Annotated in this window: 27 protein-coding genes and 1 other RNA gene; 15 read left to right on the forward strand and 13 right to left on the reverse strand. The window is 66.5% G+C overall.

All coding sequences use genetic code 11. The features are described from left to right. Positions 1 to 849: iron-sulfur cluster carrier protein ApbC (apbC, locus tag FQU96_RS30840; protein WP_146545229.1), on the forward strand; the 849-nt coding region annotated here is incomplete at its 5' end. 161 nt (positions 850 to 1,010) lie between these two features. Here apbC and FQU96_RS30845 read toward each other — a convergent pair. The 3 genes from FQU96_RS30845 to FQU96_RS30855 all read right to left on the reverse strand — a co-directional run bounded on the left by FQU96_RS30845 (position 1,011) and on the right by FQU96_RS30855 (position 4,035). Beyond that, positions 1,011 to 1,652 (reverse strand): GNAT family N-acetyltransferase, encoded by a 642-nt coding sequence (locus tag FQU96_RS30845; protein WP_255468641.1) that lies wholly within the window; start codon positions 1,650 to 1,652, stop codon positions 1,011 to 1,013. A gap of 156 nt (positions 1,653 to 1,808) precedes the next feature. Further along, the gene (thyX, locus tag FQU96_RS30850; RefSeq protein WP_146545230.1) at positions 1,809 to 2,741 is read right to left on the reverse strand and encodes an FAD-dependent thymidylate synthase; all 933 of its coding nucleotides are present in this window, start codon (positions 2,739 to 2,741) and stop codon (positions 1,809 to 1,811) included. A gap of 154 nt (positions 2,742 to 2,895) precedes the next feature. Further along, positions 2,896 to 4,035 carry an SMP-30/gluconolactonase/LRE family protein gene (locus tag FQU96_RS30855; RefSeq protein ID WP_146545231.1) on the reverse strand — a complete coding sequence of 380 codons (1,140 nt, stop codon included), beginning with the start codon at positions 4,033 to 4,035 and terminating at the stop codon, positions 2,896 to 2,898. Positions 4,036 to 4,253: 218 nt separating this feature from the next. Between FQU96_RS30855 and ssrA the strand changes: the two genes are divergently transcribed. The 4 genes from ssrA to FQU96_RS30875 all read left to right on the forward strand — a co-directional run bounded on the left by ssrA (position 4,254) and on the right by FQU96_RS30875 (position 9,216). Beyond that, positions 4,254 to 4,585, forward strand: a transfer-messenger RNA (tmRNA) gene (gene ssrA / locus FQU96_RS30860). Between the two features lie 79 nt (positions 4,586 to 4,664). Further along, a complete protein-coding gene (locus FQU96_RS30865; protein WP_146545232.1) occupies positions 4,665 to 6,797 on the forward strand; it encodes a serine/threonine-protein kinase in 2,133 nt (710 codons plus the stop codon). A 100-nt stretch (positions 6,798 to 6,897) separates the two neighbouring features. Continuing rightward, complete coding sequence (locus FQU96_RS30870) at positions 6,898 to 7,458, forward strand: SspB family protein (RefSeq protein ID WP_146545233.1); 561 nt, start codon at positions 6,898 to 6,900, stop codon at positions 7,456 to 7,458. Between the two features lie 141 nt (positions 7,459 to 7,599). After that, positions 7,600 to 9,216: a fumarate hydratase gene (locus FQU96_RS30875; protein ID WP_146545234.1), complete on the forward strand. Its 1,617-nt coding sequence runs from the start codon at positions 7,600 to 7,602 to the stop codon at positions 9,214 to 9,216. Between the two features lie 21 nt (positions 9,217 to 9,237). Here FQU96_RS30875 and FQU96_RS30880 read toward each other — a convergent pair whose 3' ends face one another. Next, positions 9,238 to 9,633 (reverse strand): phosphopantetheine adenylyltransferase, encoded by a 396-nt coding sequence (locus tag FQU96_RS30880; RefSeq protein ID WP_146545235.1) that lies wholly within the window; start codon positions 9,631 to 9,633, stop codon positions 9,238 to 9,240. Between the two features lie 72 nt (positions 9,634 to 9,705). On the opposite strand from FQU96_RS30880, the gene FQU96_RS30885 reads away from it, so the two are divergent. From FQU96_RS30885 to FQU96_RS30895, 3 genes are read left to right on the forward strand one after another with little or no spacing between them, the layout of a single operon-like run. Further along, positions 9,706 to 10,119: a TfoX/Sxy family protein gene (locus FQU96_RS30885; protein ID WP_146545236.1), complete on the forward strand. Its 414-nt coding sequence runs from the start codon at positions 9,706 to 9,708 to the stop codon at positions 10,117 to 10,119. Continuing rightward, on the forward strand, positions 10,116 to 10,907 hold the full coding sequence (locus tag FQU96_RS30890) for an alpha/beta fold hydrolase (protein WP_255468642.1): 792 nt from the start codon (positions 10,116 to 10,118) through the stop codon (positions 10,905 to 10,907). The genes FQU96_RS30885 and FQU96_RS30890 overlap by 4 nt, the downstream gene beginning before the upstream one ends. Positions 10,908 to 10,947: 40 nt before the next feature. After that, complete coding sequence (locus FQU96_RS30895) at positions 10,948 to 11,625, forward strand: VOC family protein (RefSeq protein WP_146545237.1); 678 nt, start codon at positions 10,948 to 10,950, stop codon at positions 11,623 to 11,625. A gap of 103 nt (positions 11,626 to 11,728) precedes the next feature. Here the strand turns inward: FQU96_RS30895 and FQU96_RS30900 are convergent, their stop codons facing one another. Continuing rightward, complete coding sequence (locus FQU96_RS30900) at positions 11,729 to 12,001, reverse strand: hypothetical protein (RefSeq protein ID WP_146545238.1); 273 nt, start codon at positions 11,999 to 12,001, stop codon at positions 11,729 to 11,731. A gap of 208 nt (positions 12,002 to 12,209) precedes the next feature. On the opposite strand from FQU96_RS30900, the gene FQU96_RS30905 reads away from it, so the two are divergent. Continuing rightward, on the forward strand, positions 12,210 to 13,091 hold the full coding sequence (locus tag FQU96_RS30905; RefSeq protein WP_146545239.1) for a hypothetical protein: 882 nt from the start codon (positions 12,210 to 12,212) through the stop codon (positions 13,089 to 13,091). A 26-nt stretch (positions 13,092 to 13,117) separates the two neighbouring features. Here FQU96_RS30905 and FQU96_RS30910 read toward each other — a convergent pair whose 3' ends face one another. Further along, on the reverse strand, positions 13,118 to 13,822 hold the full coding sequence (locus FQU96_RS30910; protein ID WP_146545240.1) for a glutathione S-transferase N-terminal domain-containing protein: 705 nt from the start codon (positions 13,820 to 13,822) through the stop codon (positions 13,118 to 13,120). 129 nt (positions 13,823 to 13,951) lie between these two features. After that, on the reverse strand, positions 13,952 to 14,161 hold the full coding sequence (locus FQU96_RS30915; RefSeq protein ID WP_146545241.1) for a hypothetical protein: 210 nt from the start codon (positions 14,159 to 14,161) through the stop codon (positions 13,952 to 13,954). A gap of 248 nt (positions 14,162 to 14,409) precedes the next feature. Between FQU96_RS30915 and FQU96_RS30920 the strand changes: the two genes are divergently transcribed. Continuing rightward, positions 14,410 to 15,312 carry a hypothetical protein gene (locus FQU96_RS30920; protein WP_146545242.1) on the forward strand — a complete coding sequence of 301 codons (903 nt, stop codon included), beginning with the start codon at positions 14,410 to 14,412 and terminating at the stop codon, positions 15,310 to 15,312. Between the two features lie 17 nt (positions 15,313 to 15,329). On the opposite strand, the gene FQU96_RS30925 is transcribed toward FQU96_RS30920, so the two are convergent. After that, positions 15,330 to 15,893, reverse strand: coding sequence for a methylated-DNA--[protein]-cysteine S-methyltransferase (locus FQU96_RS30925; protein ID WP_146545243.1), 564 nt, complete (start codon positions 15,891 to 15,893; stop codon positions 15,330 to 15,332). Between the two features lie 122 nt (positions 15,894 to 16,015). On the opposite strand from FQU96_RS30925, the gene FQU96_RS30930 reads away from it, so the two are divergent. Together FQU96_RS30930 and FQU96_RS30935 are read left to right on the forward strand one after the other, a co-directional pair. Continuing rightward, positions 16,016 to 16,390 carry a hypothetical protein gene (locus FQU96_RS30930; RefSeq protein ID WP_146545244.1) on the forward strand — a complete coding sequence of 125 codons (375 nt, stop codon included), beginning with the start codon at positions 16,016 to 16,018 and terminating at the stop codon, positions 16,388 to 16,390. Between the two features lie 105 nt (positions 16,391 to 16,495). Continuing rightward, positions 16,496 to 16,693, forward strand: a complete 198-nt coding sequence (locus FQU96_RS30935; protein ID WP_146545245.1) for a hypothetical protein — start codon at positions 16,496 to 16,498, stop codon at positions 16,691 to 16,693. 124 nt (positions 16,694 to 16,817) lie between these two features. On the opposite strand, the gene FQU96_RS30940 is transcribed toward FQU96_RS30935, so the two are convergent. The 5 genes from FQU96_RS30940 to FQU96_RS30960 all read right to left on the reverse strand — a co-directional run bounded on the left by FQU96_RS30940 (position 16,818) and on the right by FQU96_RS30960 (position 20,872). Next, positions 16,818 to 17,825: a hypothetical protein gene (locus tag FQU96_RS30940; protein ID WP_146545246.1), complete on the reverse strand. Its 1,008-nt coding sequence runs from the start codon at positions 17,823 to 17,825 to the stop codon at positions 16,818 to 16,820. Between the two features lie 449 nt (positions 17,826 to 18,274). Continuing rightward, positions 18,275 to 18,448 (reverse strand): DUF1328 domain-containing protein, encoded by a 174-nt coding sequence (locus FQU96_RS30945; protein ID WP_146545247.1) that lies wholly within the window; start codon positions 18,446 to 18,448, stop codon positions 18,275 to 18,277. Between the two features lie 82 nt (positions 18,449 to 18,530). Beyond that, positions 18,531 to 19,022, reverse strand: a complete 492-nt coding sequence (locus tag FQU96_RS30950) for an AAA family ATPase (protein WP_146545248.1) — start codon at positions 19,020 to 19,022, stop codon at positions 18,531 to 18,533. 47 nt (positions 19,023 to 19,069) lie between these two features. Next, positions 19,070 to 19,741: a hypothetical protein gene (locus tag FQU96_RS30955; protein WP_146545249.1), complete on the reverse strand. Its 672-nt coding sequence runs from the start codon at positions 19,739 to 19,741 to the stop codon at positions 19,070 to 19,072. Positions 19,742 to 19,870: 129 nt separating this feature from the next. After that, positions 19,871 to 20,872 carry an AraC family transcriptional regulator gene (locus FQU96_RS30960; protein ID WP_146545250.1) on the reverse strand — a complete coding sequence of 334 codons (1,002 nt, stop codon included), beginning with the start codon at positions 20,870 to 20,872 and terminating at the stop codon, positions 19,871 to 19,873. 313 nt (positions 20,873 to 21,185) lie between these two features. Here FQU96_RS30960 and FQU96_RS30965 point away from each other — a divergent pair, with 313 nt between their 5' ends. The 3 genes from FQU96_RS30965 to FQU96_RS30975 all read left to right on the forward strand — a co-directional run bounded on the left by FQU96_RS30965 (position 21,186) and on the right by FQU96_RS30975 (position 24,168). Next, positions 21,186 to 21,521, forward strand: a complete 336-nt coding sequence (locus tag FQU96_RS30965) for a hypothetical protein (protein WP_146545251.1) — start codon at positions 21,186 to 21,188, stop codon at positions 21,519 to 21,521. After that, positions 21,518 to 22,444, forward strand: a complete 927-nt coding sequence (locus FQU96_RS30970) for a LysM peptidoglycan-binding domain-containing protein (protein ID WP_146545252.1) — start codon at positions 21,518 to 21,520, stop codon at positions 22,442 to 22,444. Before FQU96_RS30965 ends, FQU96_RS30970 begins: the two co-directional genes overlap by 4 nt. Before the next feature lie 68 nt (positions 22,445 to 22,512). Continuing rightward, positions 22,513 to 24,168, forward strand: a complete 1,656-nt coding sequence (locus FQU96_RS30975; protein ID WP_146545253.1) for a hypothetical protein — start codon at positions 22,513 to 22,515, stop codon at positions 24,166 to 24,168.

Here is a 24,168-nt window from a genome sequence, read left to right on the forward strand (position 1 = left end):
CGCGCGCCCGCCGGGCCGCGCCCGGCCGGCGGCCCGGCAGCCCAGCCGATCCTGGCCACCGGCATCGACAAGATCATTGCCGTCGCCTCCGGCAAAGGCGGCGTCGGCAAGTCGACGACGGCCGTCAACCTCGCCCTGGGGCTGGCCGCCCTGGGGTGCAAGGTCGGCCTGCTCGATGCCGACATCTACGGCCCCTCCATGCCGCGCATGCTGAAGGTGACCGAAAAACCCGATTCCAAGGACGGCAACAAGCTGCTGCCGATCGAGCGCTTCGGGCTGAAGACCATGTCCATCGGCTATCTCGTCAGCGAGGAAACGCCGATGATCTGGCGCGGCCCCATGGTGCAGAGCGCACTGGAGCAGATGCTGCGCGACGTCGAATGGGGCCAGCTCGACGTGCTGGTGGTCGACATGCCGCCGGGCACCGGCGATGCGCAGCTGACCATGGCGCAGCGCGTGAAACTCACCGGCGCCATCATCGTGTCGACGCCGCAGGACATCGCCCTGATCGACGCCCGCAAGGGCCTGAACATGTTCCGCAAGACGGCCGTGCCGGTGCTCGGCATCGTCGAGAACATGAGCTATTTCCTGTGTCCGCACTGCGGCCAGCAGTCCGACATCTTCGGCCATGGCGGCGCCGAGCACGAGGCCGAGCGGCTGGGCGTACCGTTCCTGGGCGCCGTCCCGCTGCACCTCGACATCCGCATCCATTCCGACGACGGCCACCCGATCGTGGCCGCCCAGCCCGACAGCACCCACGCCCGCATCTACCGCGACATCGCCCAGCGCGTGTGGGGTGCCTTGCAAGGCGGCCCCCAGCGCGCCGCGCCCAGGATCGTGATCAAGTGACCTTTTCACCTCTCCCGCAAGCGGGAGAGGAAGGGGCCCATCGTGCGCAGCACGATGGGAAGGTGAGGGCTTCAGGATTCGGCACCTCGTACTTATCCCCTCACCCGCCGGGCGCTGCGCACCCGTCGACCTCTCCCGCTTGCGGGAGAGGTGAAAAACCATCACCCCTTGCGCTTCACGGCGCGCCGTTTACGCAGTTTGCCCTTGGCGCGGGCCTTGCGGGCCTGATCGCGGGCGCGATCGCGCTTCTTGGCCGGCGGCTTCTTCGGCTCGAGCTTCAGGGGCGCCAACGTCGCCGGGCCGATCATGCCGTGCACGCCGATCATGGCGCCGGCGATGGTCTCCAGCGCCAGGAAGCGGCGCTCCTCGACCCAGCCGGGCAGTTGCAGGTGCAGTGCCAGTTCGCGACGGAAGCCGAAGGGATTGTAGTACTCAGGATCGCCGACCAGGATCACGCGGCTGATGCCCAGCACGCGGCAACGCGCAAGGCCGTGCCACATCAGCGCCTTGCCGTAGCCCAGGCCGCGCAATTCGGGCGCCACCGCCAGTGGCCCCAGCAACACCGCCGGCCATCGCCCGTTGATCAGGATCGGCCAGAAGCGCAGCGACGCCACCAGCTTGCGCTTGTCGTCCAGCGCCACGAAGCTCAGATCGCGCAGCGGCCGCACGCCCTCCCGCAGCTTGTAGACCGTCTTCTGCATGCGGTCGGGGCCGAAGGCGGCGGAGACCATGGCCTCGATTACCGCCGCATCGCTGCGCCGCTCGCGCACGATGCGCATCGGCTTTTGTGCCAGTTCGACCACGGATACCCCCTCCTGGCTGCCCGTCACCCCGAGCACCTGGCTGTCACCCCGAGCGCAGCGAGGGATCTTTCGATGCAGGCGCACCGGTGCGTCACTTGCAGAAGATCCCTCGCTGCGCTCGGGATGACAGTCACTGTGCTCGGGATGACAGAAATCCTAGCGCTCCAGGACCGTCATCAGTTCGCGCCACTCGCGGGCGCTGAGGCCGGAACTCTTCTGGTCGACCGCCTCGCCGGCCAGCAGCTTCTTCACCACCGCCAGCCCCGTGCGCGACAGGTTGGCGCCGCCCATGCGGTACTCGAGGAACGCCTCGTAGCACAGCGGCGTCCAGCGCTTGAGCGTGTCGATCATCACGTCGGCATAGGCGCGGATTTCGTACTGGGCGTGCGCATCGGCGCGCAGCGACAGGAAGTGCATGAGGTTGTGCAGGTCCGTCTTCCAGTACCATTGGGTATAAAAGTTCAGCGACAGGTTCATGCGCGCCAGTTCCCGCGCCAGGCCGGAGCGCTCGGGATCGAGCGGCGCCCCGTCGTCACCCTCGTTGAGCATTTCCATGTAGTGCTCGTAGACCAGCGCCGAATCCTTCTTCAGCATCTCAAAGACGCGTTCGGCTTCGCGGCCGGCGAGCACCGCATCGCGGCCCTGGCGGTTCACCCTGCTCTGTGCCGCCAGATGCTCAGGCCGCGGAATGTAGAACTCGTTGTCGAGGATCGAATAGCGCGCGGAGTACTCGTTGACGTTGGCGGTGCGGTGGCGGATCCACTGGCGCGCCACGAAGATCGGCAGCTTCACGTGGTACTTGATCTCGCACATCTCGAACGGCGTCGTGTGACGATGCCGGATGAGATAGTTGATCAGGCCGCGGTCCTCGCTGACCTTCTTGGTGCCGCGGCCGTAGGAGACGCGCGCCGCCTGCACGACGGCGGCGTCATCGCCCATGTAGTCGACGACCCGGACGAAGCCGTGATCGAGCACCGGCAGGGCCTGATAGAGGATTTCCTCCAGCGCCGGGGCCACGGCACGGCGGGTCGGCGCGGTTTCGCTACGCAGGCGCTCGATGTCGGCGGCCTGGTCAGTCGAGAGGGGCATGGCGGCGTCCGTTGTTCTTTTTGGCGGCGCCGACTGTAGGGATTTGGACCGCGGGCGTCCACGCCCGCCTTCGCTCGCAGCGAAGCGAAGAGCGAATAACGCAGTCGGCGCCAAGGCGCCGATGCGCGCGTGGACGCGCGCGGTCCGAAAGCACCTACGTAATATGCGCGCCGCGTGTTTCCACGTAGACGGCGTAGAGCGACTGGCTGCCGGTCATGAACAGCCGATTGCGCTTGCTGCCGCCGAAGCACACGTTGGAGCAGATCTCCGGCAGCTTGATCTGGCCGATGCGCGCGCCGTCGGGGGCAAAGATGTGCACGCCGTCATAGCCGTCGCCGACCCAGCCGGCGCTCGACCAGATATTGCCGTCCTCATCGCAGCGGATGCCGTCGGCGAAGCCGGTCTTGCCGTTCCACTCCATGTTCACGAACGTCTTGCCGTTGGTGAGCTTGGCGCCGTCGATGTCATAGACCCAGATCACGCTCTTGGCCTTGTCATAGTGCGACACGCCGGTGTCGGCGACGTAGAGCTTCTTGTAGTCGTGGCTGAAGCACAGGCCGTTGGGCTTGAATGGCTCGTCGGCGACCTTGGTGATGGCGCCGCTCTGGCCATCGATGCGATAGACCGCCTCCTTCTGGATCGGGCTTGCCGAGTTGGCGCTGGCCGCCAGCCGGTTGCCTTCATACTCCATCAACGAGCCGTAGCCCGGGTCGGTGAACCAGATCGAGCCGTCGTTGGGATGCACCACGGCATCGTTGGGCGCGTTGAACTCCTTGCCGTCGAACTTCTCGGCCAGCACCGTGGTCTTGCCGTTGTACTCATAGCGCACGACCTTGCGCGTGCCGTGCTCGCAGGCGATTTGCCGCCCCTGGAAATCGAATGTGTTGCCGTTGGAGTTGCCGGAGGGATAGCGGAAGCGGCGCGCGACATGACCGTCTTCCTCGAGCCAACGCAGCTGCTCGTTGTTGGGGATATCGCTCCACAGCAGGTAGCGGCCGACGCCGTTCCAGGCCGGCCCCTCCGCCCACATCGTGCCGGTATACAGCCGCATGATCGGCGTGTTGCCCAACTTGTACTTGAAGCGCTTGTCGAGCGGCACGACGTCGGGCTCCGGGTAGCGCACGGGCGGCGCGTCGGGTCCGAAATTGCGCGCGAAGGCCTGCGGCGCCATGGCGGTCGCCGCCGCCAATGCCGATGCCGCCGCCAGGAATCCGCGGCGATCAACGCCCTTCCTGGGCGCCGGCTTCCTGCCGCCGGTAAGGTCGATGAAGCGATTCGGTTGAACTCTTTCCATCGGACGTTTCTCCCTCTTGTCTGTCGTCGGTGACATCGACGCGACCGCGCAATCGCACACGGAGAAGCTGAACGCCGCAGGACGCGGAAGCATGATTCTTCCGATGACGATGATCGCGGCGGCGGCAGTCTAGGGTGGATCGCGGGCCAGGGCACGCTTCAGTGTTTTTGCAGTCGACCGCGCCCGCGGCATCGGTGATCGAAAGAAGGGAAAACGCGCGTCTTCAAATCTGCCGCCCACTCGCCTATATAGAGCAGGTCGGGAAACCGACTATGGCGATAAACGCCGCGTGACATAGGCGGATCGGACCCGGGGGCGGTACCCGGCGCCTCCACCAGTTTCACCGGTCCCGTTCATCGGGACCGGTTTTACGGGGGCGAAACAGGATCGACGGACGCAGTAAAGGCGCGGTTTTTGCTCGGCATGGTACCGCCGTTACCGGGCCAAACCACAAGTGCCAACGATAACGACGTTGCACTCGCTGCTGCCGCCTAAACAGCGGACGTAAGCGCGGTTCGGGAGGGCACCGGGCAACAGAAGCCCTCCCACTGCTCCTGCCAGCGTCAAATGCCTGCCATGTCCCAGTTGTGAACAATCGCTCATCGCGCTAGTGTGAGCGCAGAGGGATCATGGTGGACAATCCGGGCAGCCGGTCGACGGGCCGCGGCCTCCATTTCGGAGCGCTGCCGGCCGGGTATCCGTTGGGCCAATACCGCTTTCAGAGCGTGCTGGGCGTTGGCGGCTTTGGCATCACCTACCGGGCGATGGACGACCGTCTGCGCCGTCCTGTCGCCATCAAGGAGTTCCTGCCCAGCGATTTCGCCGTCCGCGTCAATGGCGTCCAGGTCCAGCCGCGCTCGCCGTCCGACCAGGAGATGTTTACCTGGGGCCTCAAGCGCTTCCTCGACGAGGCGCGCGTGCTGGCGGCACTCAACGACGCCCCCAACATCGTCCACGTCTACGACTACCTCGAGGCCAACGGCACCGGCTACATGGTGATGGAGCTGGTCGAGGGCGAGCCGCTGGACAAGATGCTGGCCCGCATCAACAAGATCTCGCCGCCGACGTTGCCGCCGTTGCTGCAGTCGCTGCTGCGCGGCCTCGAGGCCGTGCACCGCGCCGGCTATCTGCATCGCGACATCAAGCCGGGCAATGTCCTGGTGCGCCCCAACGGCGAGCCGGTGCTGGTCGATTTCGGTGCCGCGCGCATGTCCATGGGCAAGCGCACGCAGATCATGACCAGCATCTATTCGCCGGGCTATGCGCCGCCCGAGCAGTACGCCTTCGGCACCGCCGAGGCCAACAAGCAGGGACCGTGGAGCGACCTCTACGCACTCGGGGCAACGCTCTACCACGCCATCACCGGCTCGGCGCCGGCCGACTCCGTGCGGCGGCTGGCCAAGGACAACTATGTGCCGCTGACGCAGGCGGCGGCCGGCCAGTACCCGCCGGGGTTTCTCGCCGCCATCGATTCGGCGCTGTCGCTGCCCGTCGAGCGCCGTCCGCAATCGGTGCCGGCCTGGAGCCAGATGCTGTTCGGCGACAGCCGCGCCGCGCCGTATCCGCCCGGCGCCATGTCGGGGCCGGCCAGCCAACGCGGCATGTACGCGCCCGGGCCGGCCAGCGCACCCGGCGCCTTTGCCCCCGCTGGTTCCGCCTGGGGTGGCGCTGGCGGCGCGTACGGCAGCGCGCCACCAGGCCAGGGCTTCGATGCGGCGGTCGCTTCCCGCAGCGGCGCCTACGCACCGCCGACAGGACAGACACCACCGCCCTTTGCACCATCGTCGTTCGCGCCCGCGCCGGCAGCACCGCCGCCGCACAGCCGGCCGCCGGCGGCGCCACCGGCCAAGCGCAGCGGTGGCGCCGGCCTGTGGATCGCGCTTGGCGCGCTGGTCGTGCTGCTGCTCGCCGGCGGCGCCGGTGCCTACTATTACCTCTGCGTGCTGAAGACCTCGTGCGGCAGCACCGACGAGGATCCGTCGGCCTGCTATGAAGACCTCGCGCGCGCTCGTGCCGAGATCCAGCGCATCCTGGCGCGGATGCCGGGCCAGCCGGCCCCGTCATCGACGCCCAACCTCTCGTGCAAGGAAGAGCTGGCGAAGGCCAAGGCCGACCTGGCGCGACTTCAGGACCTGGAACGCAGCAAGCCGACGACGCCTCCGGTCATCACACCCAGGCCGCCGGATCCCAAGCCGACCGTCGACCCGCAGCCGCCGATACCGCCGCTCGAGCCCAAGCCACCCGTGGTGGAACCCAAACCGCCCGTCGTGGAATCCAAGCCACCGGTTGTCGACATACCGCCGCCGGTCGAGCCCAAACCGCCCATCGCCGATCCCAGGCCACCGGTGACACCGCCGGTCGACCCCAGGCCGCCGGCGCCACCGCCTGTCGCCGAACCCAAGCCGCCGCCCGTCGCGCCCAAACCGCCGGTCACGCCGCAACCGCCGCCGCCGACCGAGCCACCGTCACCCTTCGCCGTACATGAAGGTCGCTGGTTCGGCTCCGCCAATCTCATGCGCGAGCAGGCGGCGGGACGTTGCGCGCCGGTGTTCACGCTCAACGGCATGGTGCGGAACAACACCTTCTCGGGGACATCCAGCGCGCACGGCGCCACATCGATTCGCATCCGCTCGCGCACCAAGCGCGTAACCGACATGTCGCTGCCGGGTTTCACGGTAAAGTCGACCAATGGCACGTTCGACTCCTTCACCTTCGAGACGTCAACCGGCTGCATCTACGCCGTGCGCATGTTTCGCCAGTGAGAAGGTTCGCGAACGCGCAGCGACAGCGTGTTGACAGGAAGGGCGGTGCCGTCCGATTGTCACCCGTGCGCCGCGGAGGGCGCGTGTCGACCGGCGAGCAATGACGGATAAATTCCAGTACGAGACCTTGGTGGATGAAGCGCTGCGCGGCGTGGTGCGCCGTGTGTTGACGCACGCCGCCGAGCATGGCCTGCCCGGGACACATCATTTCTACATCAGCTTTCGCACCACCGAGCCGGGCGTCGAGATGCCCGACTATCTGCGCGCCAAGTACGCTGACGAGATGACCATCGTCCTGCAGCATCAGTACTGGGGCCTGGAGGTGACGGAGCAGACCTTCGAGGTGACGGTGAGCTTCAACAAGCGCAACGAGCGCCTGAAGGTGCCGTTCGCCGCGCTTTCCGCCTTCGTCGATCCCTCGGTGCGCTTCGGCCTGCAGTTCGAGAAGCGTGGCGGCGGTGGCGCACAATCATTGCCCGCACCGGACAAGCGGCCGGCGCTGGTGGGACCGGCGGCAGGCGCACCCGGCGATGGCAAGCCGACCGCCGAACCCGCACCGCCGCCCGAAGCCAGTCCCGACGCCGACGCCGACAAACCGGCCGAGGAAAAGGAAAGCGGCGCCAAGGTCGTCACGCTCGACGCCTTCCGCAAGAAGCCCTGAGGCCCGGGAGCGCGGGCGTCTCGCCCGCATCTTTATGAGCGGGCGGGACGCCCGCGCTCCCGGGTACCCTTGACGCTGCGGCGAAATCATAGTCTTACCGCGACCGGCCCGCCCCCGGGGCCCGCAGCAGAGGAAGCCGCCATGGTCGCGTTTGCCTACCAGGACATGTTCCCGCTTGGCGCCGATGCGACGCCGTATCGCAAGCTCACCTCGGATTTCGTCGGCACCACGACGCTGGCCGGCCAGGAGATACTGACAATCGCGCCCGAAGGCCTGACGCAGCTCACCGCCGCGGCCTTCCACGACATCTCCCACCTGCTGCGGCCGGGTCACCTCAAGCAGCTGCGCAACATCCTGGATGACGCCGAGGCCACCACCAACGACAAGTACGTCGCACTGGAGCTGTTGAAGAACGCCAACATCTCGGCCGGCGGCGTGCTGCCGATGTGCCAGGACACCGGCACTGCCATCGTGATGGGCAAGAAGGGCCAGCGCGTGTGGACCGGCGGCGGTGACGAGGCCGCAATCGCGCAAGGCGTGTTCAAGACCTACACCGAGACCAACCTGCGCTATTCGCAGGTGGCGCCGCTCTCGATGTTCAAGGAAGTGCAGACCGGCACCAACCTGCCGGCGCAGATCGAGATCTATGCCACCGACGGCGACGCCTACAAGTTCCTGTTCGTCGCCAAGGGCGGCGGCTCGGCCAACAAGAGCTTCCTCTACCAGCAAACGCCGGCGGTCCTGAACGAAGCATCGCTGCTGAAGTTCCTCGACACCCAGATCCGCACCCTGGGCACCGCGGCCTGCCCGCCCTATCACCTGGCCATCGTCATCGGCGGCACCTCGGCCGAACTCAACCTGAAGACGGTGAAACTCGCCTCGACGCGCTATCTCGATGACCTGCCCAGCGAAGGCAACAAGGACGGCGTTGCCATCCGCGACCGCGAGATGGAGCAGAAGGTGCTGGAGCTCACGCGCAAGATGGGCATCGGCGCGCAGTTCGGCGGCAAGTATTTCTGCCACGACGTGCGCGTGATCCGGCTGGCGCGCCATGGCGCCTCGGTGCCGATCGGGCTCGGCGTCTCGTGCTCGGCCGACCGCCAGGCGCTGGGCAAGATCACCAAGGACGGCATCTACCTCGAGCAGCTCGAAGCCAACCCGGCGCAGTACCTGCCCGAGGTCGAGCCGGCACAGCTGTCGGGCGAGGTCGTGCCGGTCGACCTCGACCAGGGCATGGCCCACACGCTCGCGACTCTCACCCGGCATCCGGTGAAAACGCGCGTCAGCCTCACGGGCACGCTGATCGTGGCGCGCGATTCGGCGCACGCCAAGCTCAAGGAGCGGCTCGACCGCGGCGAAGGCCTGCCCGACTACTTCAAGCAGTTCCCGGTCTACTACGCGGGTCCCGCCAAGACGCCGGCCGGCATGCCGTCGGGCGCGTTCGGCCCCACCACGGCCGGGCGCATGGACTCCTACGTCGATCTGTTCCAGGCCGCCGGCGGCTCGATGGTGATGCTCGCCAAGGGCAACCGCAGCAAGCAGGTGGTCGACGCCTGCAAGAAGCACCGCGGCTTCTATCTCGGCTCGATCGGCGGCCCGGCCGCGATCCTGGCCAAGAACAACATCCGCCATGTCGAGGTGCTGGAGTATCCCGAGCTCGGCATGGAAGCGATCTGGCGCATCAAGGTCGAGAACTTCCCGGCCTTCATCGTCACCGACGACAAGGGCAACGACTTCTTCAGCGAGCTGAAGATCTGAGGCTCCCGACGGGACGGATCATCATCGCGCCGCACGCGTGGCGTAGCGCAGCGCCACGACGATCGCCAGCACCACCAGCGCCGCGACGTCGATCCATGCCACGCGATCGATCTGTGCCGTCGTTGGCGCGTGCGCGCGCCATAGAATGATGAACGACAGCTTGCTGGCAACGGCCGCCACGATCAGTGGCAACCGCACGTCTGCCTGCGCCGCTGCCCACAACAGACCGGCGCCGACCAGCGCCAGCAGCACGGCGCGATGGCGCATCAGCAGCGCCAGGCTGTCGCCGGCGATGTCGATGCCATAGAGCTGATGCAGACGGGCCGTGCCCAGCACACCCAGCAAGGGCAGCAGATTCACCAGTCCGACAATGACGAGCAGTGCCTGCGCAAGACGTTCCATGACGAGTGGGCTCATATGCCACCTCCCGGTGCACCTTGACGGGCGGTATCCACGGTGGACAACTACCCAGGAGGTAAAGGCGGTGCGATGTCCGACTTCGTCGATTACGTGCGCGACCAGCTGCGCGACATCGGACCGTTCACCGTGCGTGCGATGTTCGGCGGCCATGGCCTCTACTGGCGCGGCTTGTTCTTCGGCCTGATCGCCGCCGACACGCTCTATCTGCGCACCGACGCGCGCAATCGCGACGACTACGTCGCGCGCGGCCTGTCGCCGTTCAAGCCGTGGGAGGACCGCAGCGTCACCCTGAAGGCCTACTATCCGGTACCGGAAGACGTCCTGGAGGATCCCGACACGGCGGGCGCCTGGGCGCGCGCGGCCATCGACGCGGCACAGGCCGCCGGTCCGCCGCCGTCAACCGCGCGGCGAACCACTCTGCGGCAGAGCGACGAGGCAGCGCCACGCCGCGGCCGCACGCCGCGACCGAGTGCCAAGCGGTGATCGCGCGCCGCCGCCTGTTGCAGGCGACGGCGGCGGCGGCCACCGCCATGACCGTTCGCCGCGCGATCGCTCGACCGCGCCCGCGCACCTACGTGCTCATCCATGGTGCCTGGCATGGCGGCTGGTGCTGGCAGAAGGTCGCGCCGCGCCTGACCGCGGCGGGCCACCGCGTGCTGGCGCCGTCGCTGCCGGGCCTGGCCGAACGCGCTCACCTGCTATCGGCCCGGATCGACCTCGACGCCCACATCGACGACGTCGTTGGCCTGCTCGATCGCGACGATCTGCGCGACGTCGTGCTGGTTGGTCACAGCTACGGCGGGTTGGTGATCACCGGCGTCGCTGACCGCGCCACGGCGCGCGTGGCGCACCTGGTTTATCTCGATGCCGTGATCGTCAACGATGGCGAAGCCTGGAGCGCGACGCACAGCGCCGCACTCGTGGCGCTGTGGGCCCAGCGCGCCGCGCCGTCGGGTGGGCTCAGCGTGCCGCCGATCGAGGCGGCTGCCTTCGGCATCCGCACCGCTGCCGATCGCGCCTGGGTCAATCGCCACCTCACGCCACATCCCTATCGCACCTACACCCAGCCCTTGCGGCTGGCGCGCCCACCAGGCGCCGGCCTACGCAAGACGCATATCGCCTGCCGTGGTCCCGGCGCTCTGTCGGCAGCGGCCCGGCGCGTGCGCATCGATGCCGCCGACGGCTGGCAGGTCCGCACGCTCGATGCCGCGCACGACGCCATGGTCACCGCACCGGCAGCGCTGGCCGACCTGCTGCTGGCGCTGGGGTAACGTCCCTTGCGCAACCCCCGCCGCGCGGGGAAGATGCGCCATGAACCTCGCCAAGCAGCACATTGACGTCGGCCTGTTCAGCAATCGGCGCGAGGCCCAGCTCGCCTTCTGGCAGGACACGGTCGGCCTGCCCTACGACCATCTCGGCAAGCTGGGCGGCGGCATGCAGCAGCACCGCCACCACATGAACGGCTCGATCCTCAAGATGAACCACGCGCGCGATCCGCTGCCGGCGGCGCCGCCCTCGGCCATCACCGAGTTGCTGATCGCGCGCGACGGCATCGACCGACCGCATCATCTCATCGATCCCGACGGCAACCGGACCACCCTGGTCCACGCCGGCTGCGAGGGCGTGACCGGCATCGGCGTGGTGCTGACGGTCAACGACCGCGAAGCGACGGACCACTTCTATCGCCACGTGATGCAGTTCGAGTCGCCGCGCGACGGTGTCTATCGCTGCGGCGACTCGCTGTTGATCGTGGCGGCGCAGGGCAAGGTCGAGCGCTGCGACGAGTGGCGGGCGCCGGGCTTCCGCTACATCACCGTGCAGGTGTGGGATTGCCTGGCCGAGCACGACGGCATCCTGGCGCGCGGCGGCACCGAGGGTCGCGCGCCCATCGTGCTGGGCGACACCGTGCGCTATTCCTTCGTGCGCGATCCCGATGGCACCTTCATCGAGATCTCGCAGCGCGCCTCGCTCACCGGCGGCACGCTGTGATTCCACGCTGTCATCCCGAGCGCAGCGAGGGATCTTTTGAAGATGGCGTGTGGTGCATCAAAAGATCCCTCGCTGCGCTCGGGATGACAGCTCGTCAGACGTTCTAGATCCGCGCGCCCGTCACACGCCAGGATTCGACACGGTCGTTGACGAACTCGACGGCCACCGGCCCGCGCGGACCCGACCAGGCGCGGTAGCGCGAGTCCTTCGGCTTGCCGTCCGGCGGCGACGTCGTCATGCCGCGGCAGCCGGTCAGTTGGGCAACCTCGTCATTCGTCATGCCGCGCCGCAGCTGCGCGTACGTATTGTCATCGAAGCCGCAGCCGCCCACCCAGGCACAACTGGACAGGACCGTACCGCCCGCGATGAGGATCATTGCGCCTGCCACAGCCCGTACCCCGATGCCCTTGCCGTGTCGACCGAGCGCCGCTCCGGCAGAACGCAAATTTGACATATCGCTCACCTATTTTACCGCCATTGATCGCGACGAGCACCTGGGAGATTGCAGGGCAATGACGCCTTTCCAGAGAGTTTCGGACCGGAGTCTGACACGTATTCTCCCCGGCTTCACCGCGGCATGGAAGATGGTACGGCGCCTGGCGGAAGTCTGCGCGCTGCTGGTGTTCGGTCTGGCCGCGACGAGTGCCGGCGCACGGGCGCAAACGCCTGAGGTCATCTGGTCGGGAACCAGCGCCGGCTTCGACGTGCAGTGGACCGACAGCGACATCACGGTCCGCCGCGGCCAACAGCCCGTCTTCTCGGCGCGCGCCTGGGCGGAAGCTGGCCTCGCCCATTTCATCGCCGTCAACCGTGCCGCCGGCCGCGCGCAGCCACCGGACTGCACCCTGCTGCGCAGCATCCGCCTGCTCGCGGTGGTGGGTCCGATGATGAGCCTGGAGGACCAGTTCGAAATCAACTGCCGCCGCGAGGCGCATCCCGGCGGCATGGTCCGGCTGATCACCGTCAACCTGGCCGCGACGGGATCGCTGGCGCAGGCGGGGCCAGACGCCATCGGCCGCGTCGACACGCGCCAACCCGGACGCGCGGTGTTGCTGAGTGATCTGTTTTCCGAGGCCAGTATTCTGCCGGCGCTGGCGGGCGCGCCGCCGCTGCGCGACGTGCTGCGCCGCGCGAAGCGCGAGCCGGCAACGCTGCCGGCGCTGATCGACGCCGTCGCCCACGCCATGAGCGCGGGCGACGGGTGCTACACCGTTCCGCCCGATCTGCTGGCCAGCTTCGCATTCCATCGGCTGGATGCAGACCGCGTCGTCATGCGCCTGGGCCTGCCCGGCGGCGGACCCTGCCGCCTGAACCTGACCACGGCTGATGTGTCGTTCGCAGCGCCCGAGACGTTGGCATCCGCGCTACGCAAGGCCGCCGATCGGCAGGAAGGCTTCCTGCGCGACCAGGCCGCGCCTGGCCGCAGCGCCGTGATCGAACTGCGTTCCGGTCACGGCGGCCGCTGAGCCCCGAAGCGCGGGTCTCGCGTTGTCTATGACCGCTTGGGGATATCGAGGCCGCGTTGCACGGCCGGCCGCGCCAGGCCGCGCTCCAGCCACACGGGAACGTGCTTGAGGGTATCGTACGCCACCAGCTCGCGCGCGCCATAGAAGCCGACTAGGTTGCGCACCCAGCCCAGCAGGGAGATGTCGGCGATCGTGTAATCGTCGCCCATGATCCACGACCGGCCGTCCAGCCGCGTCTCCAGCACGCCCAGCAGCCGCTTGGACTCGTCGCGGTAGCGCTCGAGCGGCCGCTTGTCCTCGATCTCGCGGCCGGCGAATTTGTGGAAGTAGCCGACCTGGCCGAACATCGGCCCGACCGCGGCCATCTGGAAGAACACCCACTGCAGGGTCTCGTAGCGGCGCGCCGGATCGTTCGGCATGAGCTTGCCGGTCTTGTCGGCAAGGTAGACCAGGATCGCACCCGACTCGAAAAGGCCCAGCGGCTTGCCGCCCGGCCCGTCGGGATCGACGATGGCGGGGATCTTGCCGTTGGGATTGAGCGACAGGAATTCCGGCGTCCAGCTCTCGTTCTTGGTGATGTCGACCAGGTGCGGCTCGTAGGGCAGCCCGATCTCCTCCAGCATGATGGATACCTTCACGCCGTTGGGCGTCGGCAGGGAATAGAGCTGAAGGCGATCGGGATGCGCCGCGGGCCAGCGCTGGGTGATCGCAAATGCGGAGAGATCGGCCATGAAAAGGCTCCGGGATCGCTGAGGGAACGTGCGGCGCGATCTATAGCCCGGTTCGCCAGCCGTCACCATCCTGCGGGCAGGTTGTCTCCTGGCACCCGCGCGATCCCTTGCATTGCCGGGGACAACGCCTCATGCATCGTCATCGGTGGCAACAGGCGCCGGCGGCAGCGCAGGCCTCTGCCGTCCCGGCGGCAGAACCGTGTTGACGAACGCGACGACCGCAGCCATGTCGTCGCACGCCTGCGTGTGCACCCCATCGACAGTCACCACGAAACCACCATCGGTCTGCCGGATGTCGAGGGCGCGGCCTGGTGTCTGGCCCCCCGGTATCTGGTCCATGGTGCCGCTCCGCCTGACGCTGCCGACCCTGCGACGCGCCTGTTCCATCGGTATTCCCCAACATTCAGGATGCGCCAACGCGCTTGTGCCGTTCAGGCTGGTCACCGCCGGCTTTCCTCGAAAATGGCCCAAAGCACCACGCCTGTCGTCAGCCATCTGAACGATGCGCCGTGACCATCGTCATGAATTCGCCACGCTCGCTTCATTGGTGGCGTGACGGTGCCCGCGCAGCACGGAGATTCATCGCGGTGAACATTTCCATCGTCCTGCCCAGCCTCGTTCTGCTGGCCACGCCGTTCACCGCCGGGCTCCTGCACCGGCCGTTCATCGTCATCGCTCCCTTGGCCATCGTGTTCAGCGGCGCGTTCATCGCCGGCAAATCGGGCGCCTGGCGACTGGCGCTGGCCCGCAAACCGGTTGCAGCCATCGCCCTGGATCTGCTGGTCACCCTGATCGTCCAGGCGATCCTGACCGCGGTACTCTATGCCATCGGCTACGGGATTGCGGCCCTTGTCGCCGGCGCCACGCCACCGGCCGGTGTCGACGCTACCGATGCCGCCCTCGTGAGCGTGGCCGTCGTCGCCGCGGTGCTCGGCGGTTTCTTCAAGATGAAAGCCGACGGTATCGCCGCTGCTGCCACGCCCGCCGGGGACGCTGGCGACGGCCCGGACGCATCCGGCATCGGCGACGGCGATCCCTACGCGCCGCTGATCGTCGAGACCGTCGAGCTGGGCGCCGACACCATCGTGATGCCGGTTCGCATCTTCGCGCTTGCCCGGAAGTTCGCCGATATGCCCGATCCGGCGGAAACGATCCGGGTCCTGCAGGCGACGGCATTCGATGACGACAGCATGTTCGTGCGCCGCATGGCGTATACGGCGCTGCGTTTCATCGGCCGCTCCGATGTCGCGACGGTCGATGTGCCCGCCTTGATCCTGCGGGGTCTCGATGACCCGCATCCCTGGGTCCGCTACGATGCCGTATGGGCCGGTGATGTCGCCGGCCTGCGCGACGAGACGTTCCAGGCCAGGCTGGCGGCGCTGGCGGGCGATGCCGATCCGGCCGATACCGCCGCGGTGCCGGCCAGCGACGCCGCGGCGCAGTTGCGGATGCGCGCCGCCAGGACGCTCGCCAAGCTCAAGGCCGGATGACCGCAGCGACGCGCCGATCAGAAATCGAAAGCGCGCTGCGCCGGCGGCGGCGGCGCGAGATGAACGCCCTCCAGTTCGAGCATCTTCATCTTGGTCGCCGCGCCGCCCGGCGCGGAGAACCCGCCGATCTTGCCGCCGGCCGCCAGGACCCGGTGGCACGGGATGATCAGCGGCACCGGGTTGTGCGCCATGGCCTGGCCGACATCGCGCGCGACCTCGGGCCCGGCACCGAGTTCCTTGGTCAGGGCGCCATAGGTGGTGGTGTGACCCCAGCCGACCCGGCGCGCCGCGGCATAGATCTGCGCGAAGAACGCATCCTGGCCGTCGAGATCAAGCGTGACGTCGGCAAAATCCGTCACCGCGCCCGCGAAGTAGCGCTTCACGGCGACCACCACGTCGGCCACCATCGGCGGCGGCGTGCCGGGCTCGGCGTCCGGCGCCCGCCGGCGCACGGCGCGTTCGGTCGCTTCGGCGGTCTTGTCCGGCAGCCGCAGCGACGTGATGCCCGCCTCGCTCCAGGCGATGCCGCAAAAGCCCAGCGCCGTTTCGAAGACGGTGTAGCGCTGCGTATTCCTGTCCATGGCACGGCCTTTCGCTTCGGGCCCGACGCATAAATCGTAACGCCGGCGCATCGATTCAAGCCGGCTGCGGCCGCGCCGGCGGCGGCCTATGATCGGACCGTCGCTGTCGTTGGGGGGGCCGCATGAAGGACCTGATCCCGTATCACGGTTTGCCGGCCGCCGTCGAAGACGCCCTCGCCGCGCTTGAGGCCGCGCCGCAATTTGACGGCCATGACGCACATTATCGGACGCTCCTGCAGGAGCGTGATCGCCGCATCACCGCGTTCCTGCTGCCGGTCCTGCCGGCGGCTGCCCTGGGCCTGCTGCTGATCTGGGCCATCCAGTTCGTCGGATGGCTGCCCGACAGTGCGCCGTGGGCGTATGCGTTCGGTCCGATCCTGTTTGTCGGGCTCGTCATGGCCGTGGTCCGGCCCAATGCCGCCCGCGACGATGCCAGGATCGGCACCGTGATCCGGAAGTGGCGCAAGGCTGCCCGGGCGCAGGGCATCACCCGTTAACACTGCAGATCGGACGCGATGTCCCCAGGCTGCGATCCGCCGGCAACGTTTCCGGTCGTGATGCGTTCATCGTCGTGCCGCAGGCACCTGCACGAACGGACTCCCATGCCGACTTCCGGTCATCGCCTGAACATCGAGCGCTACGACGATCAGTACGTCGTGACCATCGACGGCAGTCGCCGACAGGTCTGCGGCGATATCCAAAGCGTCGTCGCGCTCGTCGACGCCGTGTTGCGTGGCACCGAACCGCAAGGCTCGGCCGAGCCGGTGAGGAACGGTCACACGCGGGACGGCCACGGCTGACAGGCTTCCGGATTCAGCACGGCTTGCTGATCTGTGCTTGGCCTGACCGTGTCGCGCCGCATCGACGCCGACAGGCCCGAAACGCGTGGGATCCCGTTCGCGGCCGCAACCGTCAGCGGCACTATCAGAACGGACAGGGCACGTAGACAAGATCGTTTTCCGAGCGGGCCATGTCGATCAGCCGAGCCCGGGTGAAGGTGCCGTTGTTGTGGTGCCAGAGGCTGGCGACCTCATCAACTGCCCGCTCGTTCACACGGCTGCGCCCCAGGCTCACACAAACATGGGCTGGTGGGTTGCCGCGCACGAACACGAGATCACCCGGTTGCGGGATGAGCCCGTGCCCAAGGCTTACCGGAACGGCGGAGTCATACTTGGTGAGGAGCCGGTCGACCTTCTTGACATGGTGGAGATGGGCCTCGACGCCCCTCAGCCACTGCTGGTCCGGCCAATTCTCACGGGGTGCATGGTGAAATTTGAGCAACACGCTGTCCAGTCTCTTTCTGACATTGGCCTCGGCGACTCCATAGGCGGCGTGAAGCTGGCCTTGGGTGAGCAGCCCGGCCGCGACCGCGGTCACGAGGACGGCATCGCGACAGTTGAGGGCGGTTGTGCCGGCGGGCCGAATGCCACCATCACGTACCCAGCGGTCGAAAGCATTGATATCGGTATGTTGCGCGGTGTCCCCGTGCACATGCCGATAAGGCAGAATCGAGTCGGGTGTGCGTTGAATCCAGCGCCACTGACCGAGCAGCGACTTGGCGGTGCGGGCGAGGATCGCGCCACGTTGCATTGTTCTCGACGTCCGCATGTCCACTATTCGACGGCGGGCCGCCACGATGTACGCTGGTATGGGTTCGGGAAGCGCGGCAACGAAAGGGACGGCCGCCGCAGAGGCCGCAGCAGCCGCTGCTGTCGCAGCCGGAACAGCCGGTGGTCGAAAACGTGTGTTGTCCGCCAACTCCATAATGAACATGGTGCTGATTTGGGCGGGGACGTCACCATCGTTACAGTTGGCAAGCGACAAGGCCATGCCCAAATCGTCGATCTCCGCACCGGCGGCCTCGAAGATGTTGGCGACCTGCGCAAACGCTTTGAGATATTTTTTCAGGTACTCGATGTTGCCTGTGAGCACGTCTCTCCGTGTGTCCCACAGTGCACCCACACGCCCCGCAGTCCATGGCATGATAGCCCCCGCGTGCATCGTCGACGTCGATGACACCACGACAATCGTTGGCGTCCGCCCCGCAGGGTACACTCGGCATTGGCGCCGGACAGGATGAGAAGCCTCCGGAACCGAACCCTTCTCCGCATACAACGCACGCGACAAGGCGGGCAGAGGTTGCGTTGTCGATCGTTGGTGGACCTTCAATCCAGTACGGGCATACGTCGGCAATCGAACGCGGTCGTGAAATCCGGAAGTTCGTTGGCCGCTGATTTCGATTCCATCGACAAGGCAATCGGCCTTGCTGCGGAACGCATCGAGGTGGCGGAGGAGCGCGCAGAGTCGCCGACATACGGCGGATAAATAACCAGGTTCGGGCGCGTTTTATGGGATGGCGGGCAATACTGATCGTTGGGCGCTCAGAACACGGCCTGGCCGATCGCCAGCGCGATGATCACCACGGCGATGGCGATCACCAGGAACAGCACGAAGAGGAACTTCGCGATCCGGCCGGCGACCTCGGAGATGCCCGTGAAGCCCAGCGCGCCGGCGACGAGCGAGATGACGAACGCGATCAGTGCCCACTTGAGCATGCTTTGCCCCGATGAATGTCTGCGGTCTGTGAACGTCGTCGCGCGCAGACGGTTCCACGGGCCAGAAGCCGCTTTCAGGCCGTCACGACACCAGCCGAACGATGTCATCCACGGTGACATGAACCGGCCGCCGCGTATCGATTTCGTGATCCGATGTCTCGCGCAGCAACGGCTCGACGACGGCAACGAGATCGGCGACCTTGGCCCGTTCCGCTGCGGTGTGACCGTAGCCGTCGGCCGATCGCGCGGCCAGCCGCTCCATCAGCGTATCGACGGGTGCTGAGAGAAGGATGACGACATCGATCAACGGCAGCAGTCGACCCATGTTCCCGGCGCAGCCGCTGATGAACAGCAGGCCCTCGCCCGGCGCCGACAACAGCGCACGCACGCGATCCTCGCGCCAGACCCAGTCCTTCCCGCGGCCCGGCGTCAGGTCATCCGAGGGATCCGCGTCGACCCACTCGGACCATTCCGGCGTGTCGAGATCGTGTGCGCGATAGCCGCGCGCGGCCAGCTCCCGGATCACCGCCGTCTTCCCGGTGCCGGACATGCCGGTGATCAGGACGCGCTTCATGCACCCTCGTCGTCGCAGTGAGTACTGTCGTCCTCACGAAGGGTCGCCTACCAGTTCGACACCTTCGGAACGACGCCGATCTTGTCCGGCAGCAGGCTCGCCGGCACGGTCGCGGCACCGAACATCCAGTAGTCGGCGGCACCCCGGGATTTCATCTCGACGAAGGCGGCATGGACGCAGTTGGTCTCCCGCGGCCCATCCTCCAGGTCCTCCTTACACAGCGTATAGAGACCGGGATAATAGGGATGCCACTCGTAACGGTCCATGAACCACACGCGCAGTGTTCCCGCCGTGAAGTTCACCTCGAAGTCGAGCCGATAGATCCCGCCCCAGGCCAGCCGCGCCTCCTCCATGGCATAGGCGCCCTGGTCGAGGAAGAAATTGCCGGCAAAAACGCCGGTCTTCATGCCTTTGGGGATGTTCTCGGCGATGGCGGTCAGGACGCCCTTGTCCTGGCGCAGAACCTTGGCGAGATAGTCGCTCTGATCCATGTCCCTGCCGGTCCCGCCGAGGTAGCGCTGCATGTGCAGGCGGGCACGCGCAAGGCCGGGGCCCACGAGTTTGCCGATCGCGGCGGTGGCGAAACTTGGATAGTCCAGCTTCTTGCAAAGCCATTCGAGGTCGGGGCGGCCAGGACTATTGGGGGCCTTCTGGATCTCGGCCCATTTGCCGCAGGGTTTGTGGTTATGCAGGGGACTGGGATGATATTCGACAAGCATGGGTGCACCTCACCGGGAAGCCGATGCGGGCACCCGCGTGCCCTGTGCATTCCCGCCGTGAAGACACCTGGAAACTGCCGCTATTCCGTACCTGCGCTTCAAAGCGACAGGCAGAACACCGCCTGGCGATCAGTCGCCAGACGTTGCGGCGGCGCGTAGTTCGGACGGCGTCATGCCATAGCGTCGACGAAAGGCGCGGTTGAAGTAGGACAGGTCCCCGAAGCCGATATCGAGCGCGATGGTGCTGATCTTCAGGCCGGCGCAGTCCGGCGCTGTCAGCAGACGGTGCGCACGCGCCAGGCGCTGCTCGACGACATACTCCGTGAACGTCGTCCCCTCGCGTTCGAACAGTCGCTGGACCCACCGCGGCTTGACCCGATGCTGCGCGGCGATCGTCGTCACGGACAGGTCGGGTTGGTCGAGCCCGTTTGCGATGTCCTGCTTGATGGCGCACAGCCGCGCCGCCCGCGCACCCCCGCTCATGGCGATCCTGGCGGCATCCCGGGTCGCCCCGATGGCGAGTGCGATCAGGTCATGAATATGCGTGACCGCCTGCCGGCGCAGGTCAGGGGCCGCGAAGGTCCCGGCCGCCTCGAGGAGGCCGAAGTAGCCGGCCAGAAGCCGCAGCGCCGCGTTGTTTGCCGGAATCACCCGGCCGTAGGCGTCTTCGAGGTCGGCCACGAACGGCGCCAGCATGTGCACCGGCACGCGCAGCAGGTTGATGGAATTCTGATCGGGCCCACCGAAGAAGGCAGGTTCGCCCCCGGTCAGGATGACCGACTCGCCAAGCCCCAGCTCGAGCGTGCGGCCGCGGTGTCGAACCTCGTAACCGGCGGTGAACCCGAAGATCACGATGACATCGTCGTGCTCGAGGAACTCACGGGAGCGGTGATAGATCGCGGCCGAGCGAGAGGCCGTATACAGGGCCAGGCCGGGCATCTGGCGCAGCGTGATGGCAGTATGAAAAGAGTCTCCCGCCAGCGGCTCGACCTGCACCTTCTGCAGATTTCGGCCGAGTATCTCGTGTACGGCCTCACGGCGCTCATGCGGCGCATAGTCCTCGGTTGAGAACCGGACCACGGTGCCGTCGCGGATCTTGGCGGCAGGCGCAACACGACTCGAAGTGCTCATGTCAAGCTCACCTCGATATTGCCTTCCGCCACCCAGATCTTATCAAACTTTGCCGCTCGACGAAAACACGCAGCGCGATGTTCTCGCGAAATCCTATTTGCACATTGCATCAAGATCATAGATGGCCGGCACAGAGCTGGCGGCCGCCTGCGCGAGGGGTAGCCGGCGCGCCATCATCAACACGCTAACGCAACCGACGGCGCGTTATTCCGCACCGACGATGGCGCTGCGCCAGTGGCCGTCCCAGTCCCACTCGATTGTCGCACCAAACCAAGCGCGGACACGCCGGGATCCCTAGAAATGGCGATCCAGCGTGGCCGACGAGACCGGCGAAGGGATCGGTTCGGCGCGCGAGACATCCGCCAGGGAACGATCGATGTCGGCAGGCGACGCAACAGGTTGGCTGGCTGCAGCGCTGACGCTGTTGACCTTCTCGATGCAGTCGATGACCGCCCTGCGTCTCGTGGCGGTGGCCGCCAACATCTCGTTCATCGCCTACGCGCTGGTCACGTCACTGGCACCGGTGCTCGTCCTCCACCTTCTCCTGTTCCCCTGCAATCTCGTCCGTCTCGGCCAGCTGCTCGTCGCGCAAAGGAACCACGATCGCGCGGCGGCTTCGAAGCCCGACAACAAGAGGAAGGCGACATGATCATCTTCGGCGGCGTCGACGGCACCGGCGTCTGGAACAACGACGAGTACGCCAAGACCTTCGAGCACAGTTTCGTGCGAACGCTCTGGAGAAGCTGGAGCCTGGGGCCGCGCAACTACGAGCGCGGGCCGGTAACGTCCGACATGAAGCCGGCCGATTTCACCTACTACCTGGCCTGGCGCACCTACAGGCACGTGCTGTCTCACTGGCAGAACGACGGCGAGACCGCGGTGTTCCTGGCGGGCTACAGCCGCGGCGGCGCCGCCGTCATCGAAACCGCGAAATGGCTCAAGGCCAAGAACATCCCGGTCGAGTGCCTGGTTCTCTTCGACGCCGTGGACCGGACGAACCATGTGGGGTGGCCGTGGCAGGATACGCCGATCGCCGACACGGTCCGCAAGGTCATCTACGCGAAACGATCTCCGGCAGCGAGTTCGCGGGAGGTGACGATGGGCAACTGCGGCCTGCGGATGTGGGATGGACGGCCCACGCCTTACATCGAGTTCTTTGCAACGCACGGCGGCCTCGGCGGCGTGCCCTGGCCGGAACCCAAGGCCGGGGGCTTCATCAACGAGGGGCCTCCGGATGGCATGACGCGCGTCACCGTCGCGATGGATCGCGCCGGTGCCAATGCCGTCCAGCAATGGAGCTTCGGCCTGATCATGGACGCGATCCATGAATGCATGGAGCGGCTGAAAAAGCCGGGAGACCCGGCGACGCCGCCGCAGCCGGCTCCACGGCAGCCGGGTCCGCAGCCGAGGATCCACGTCGTTCAGCCCGGCGACTGGCTGTCGAAGATCGCGATCACCTACTACGGCGACATGAACAAGTGGCGGGTGATCTACGACCACCCGCAGAACCGACAGACCATCGGCCCCGACTACAACCTGATCAAGCCGGGACAGAGACTCGTCATCCCCTGAGCGCGTCGCGGCGGATGATTCTCCCGAACCACAAACAAGCATTCCTTTAACAATGAGAGGCACACGTCATGGATAAGCCGTCATGCATTTCCCGCGAACCGTTGGCGAAACTGGCCGAAAGCGGCAGCGCCGCGATCCTCAACTACAACCTGCCGCAATCGACCACCTATCAGGTGGTGAGCTATATCCGGCTCGACATCGATGAGACCCTGTTCAAGGCGGCCGAGCGCAAGGCACCGCCCGATAACTACTGGGACCGGTTCGATCTGGAGCGCCAGAAGATCGACCTGACGCCGGAACGGGTCGAAAGCGTGCTCACCGGCAAGAGCTACATCGGCGTCACCGAAATCATGAACGTCGGGTTGAACGCGACGGCGAAGGAACAGTCGCTGTCGTCCGGCCTGAAATTCAAGGCGGCGAATATTCCGGTCTCGACCAGGAGCGTCTCTTTCGCCACGAGCTATCTCGCGCACCGGATTGCCGAGGGCGACCGGCCCGTCCTGCACCGCCGGCCGTCGGGCAAACAGGGATTGATCTTCCAGCCGCGGCCCAAGGCGCCGCGGCCCGCCATCTATCTGGTGCTGAAGATGCGCATGGCGAGCTATCTCGGCGACTACGGCGCCGGGCAGACCCTGAGCACCTTCAGCCTGCTGCCCGGCGAGAAGACCACGATCCAGATCCGCGATTTCCGCCATAACGAGACGACGCGGACCACCTCGCAGAGCGTGCTCGACAGCTACAGCGAAAGCGCGATGGAGGATCTGCAGACGACCATCGAGGAGACCAGCTCGACCACGGCCGAGTCCTCCGGCACCGCCACGGCGGGTGGCGGGTCGAGCGGCGGCATGGAGGTGGGCCTCGACCTCGGCATCATCAAGATCGGCGGCGGATTCGATTCGGAAAGCGCCGGCTCCAACACCTTGACCGAGGCGATGAGCGAGCAGGTGAACACGCTCAACAGCGCCGTCAGCCATCATGTCCAGACCGCCGACACCCAGCGCCAGATCGAGATCAACACCGACGTCAGTTCGACCGAGGTCAGTGAGAGTGAGAAGACGGTCACCCGTACGCTGGAGAACATCAATCGCAGCCGGGTGCTAAACTTCGTCTTTCGTCAGCTCCTGCAGGAGTATTTCACGTTGACCTGGCTCGACGAGGTGTCCCTGCTCTACACCAACGGCTATGACACCAGCCGCAAGACCGGCACGCTGTCATCCATGGACAACCTGCTGAACGCCGTCCTGGCGAACGCCAAGGCGGTGGATCAGGTACGCAACGACATCTACGTGCATCTGTGCAACATCACCGACCACACCGGCACGCGCGTGGGCTTCATCGAGCAGGTCAGCGAGAAGCACGCCAACTGCATCGACCCCAAGGCAGGCGACAAGCCGATCACCTATGTGAGAAAGCGGCGCGACCTCAAGCAGAGCTACAAGGACAAGACCGTCAACGGCATCATCCTCAACGTCACCCATCGCGTGTTGCGCACCCCCGCGCTGGTCGTCGACGCGCTGCTGGGACAGGGCGAAGCGCTGGACTGCTACAACCAGCACCTGCAGGAAGCGGCTTTCGCGGGCGCCCACCTGGCCAACCGCAAGCTGGAACAGGCGCTCGCCGTGGTCGACGCCATCGTCGATCCGACCGAGAAGGCACGCCTGTACAACCACGTCTTCGGGACGTGCTGCCCCACGCCGCAAGAAGAACCCGAGGCGGAGGCGTAG

The sequence above is a fragment of the Reyranella sp. CPCC 100927 genome, assembly GCF_007859315.1.
Taxonomy (GTDB): domain Bacteria; phylum Pseudomonadota; class Alphaproteobacteria; order Reyranellales; family Reyranellaceae; genus Vineibacter.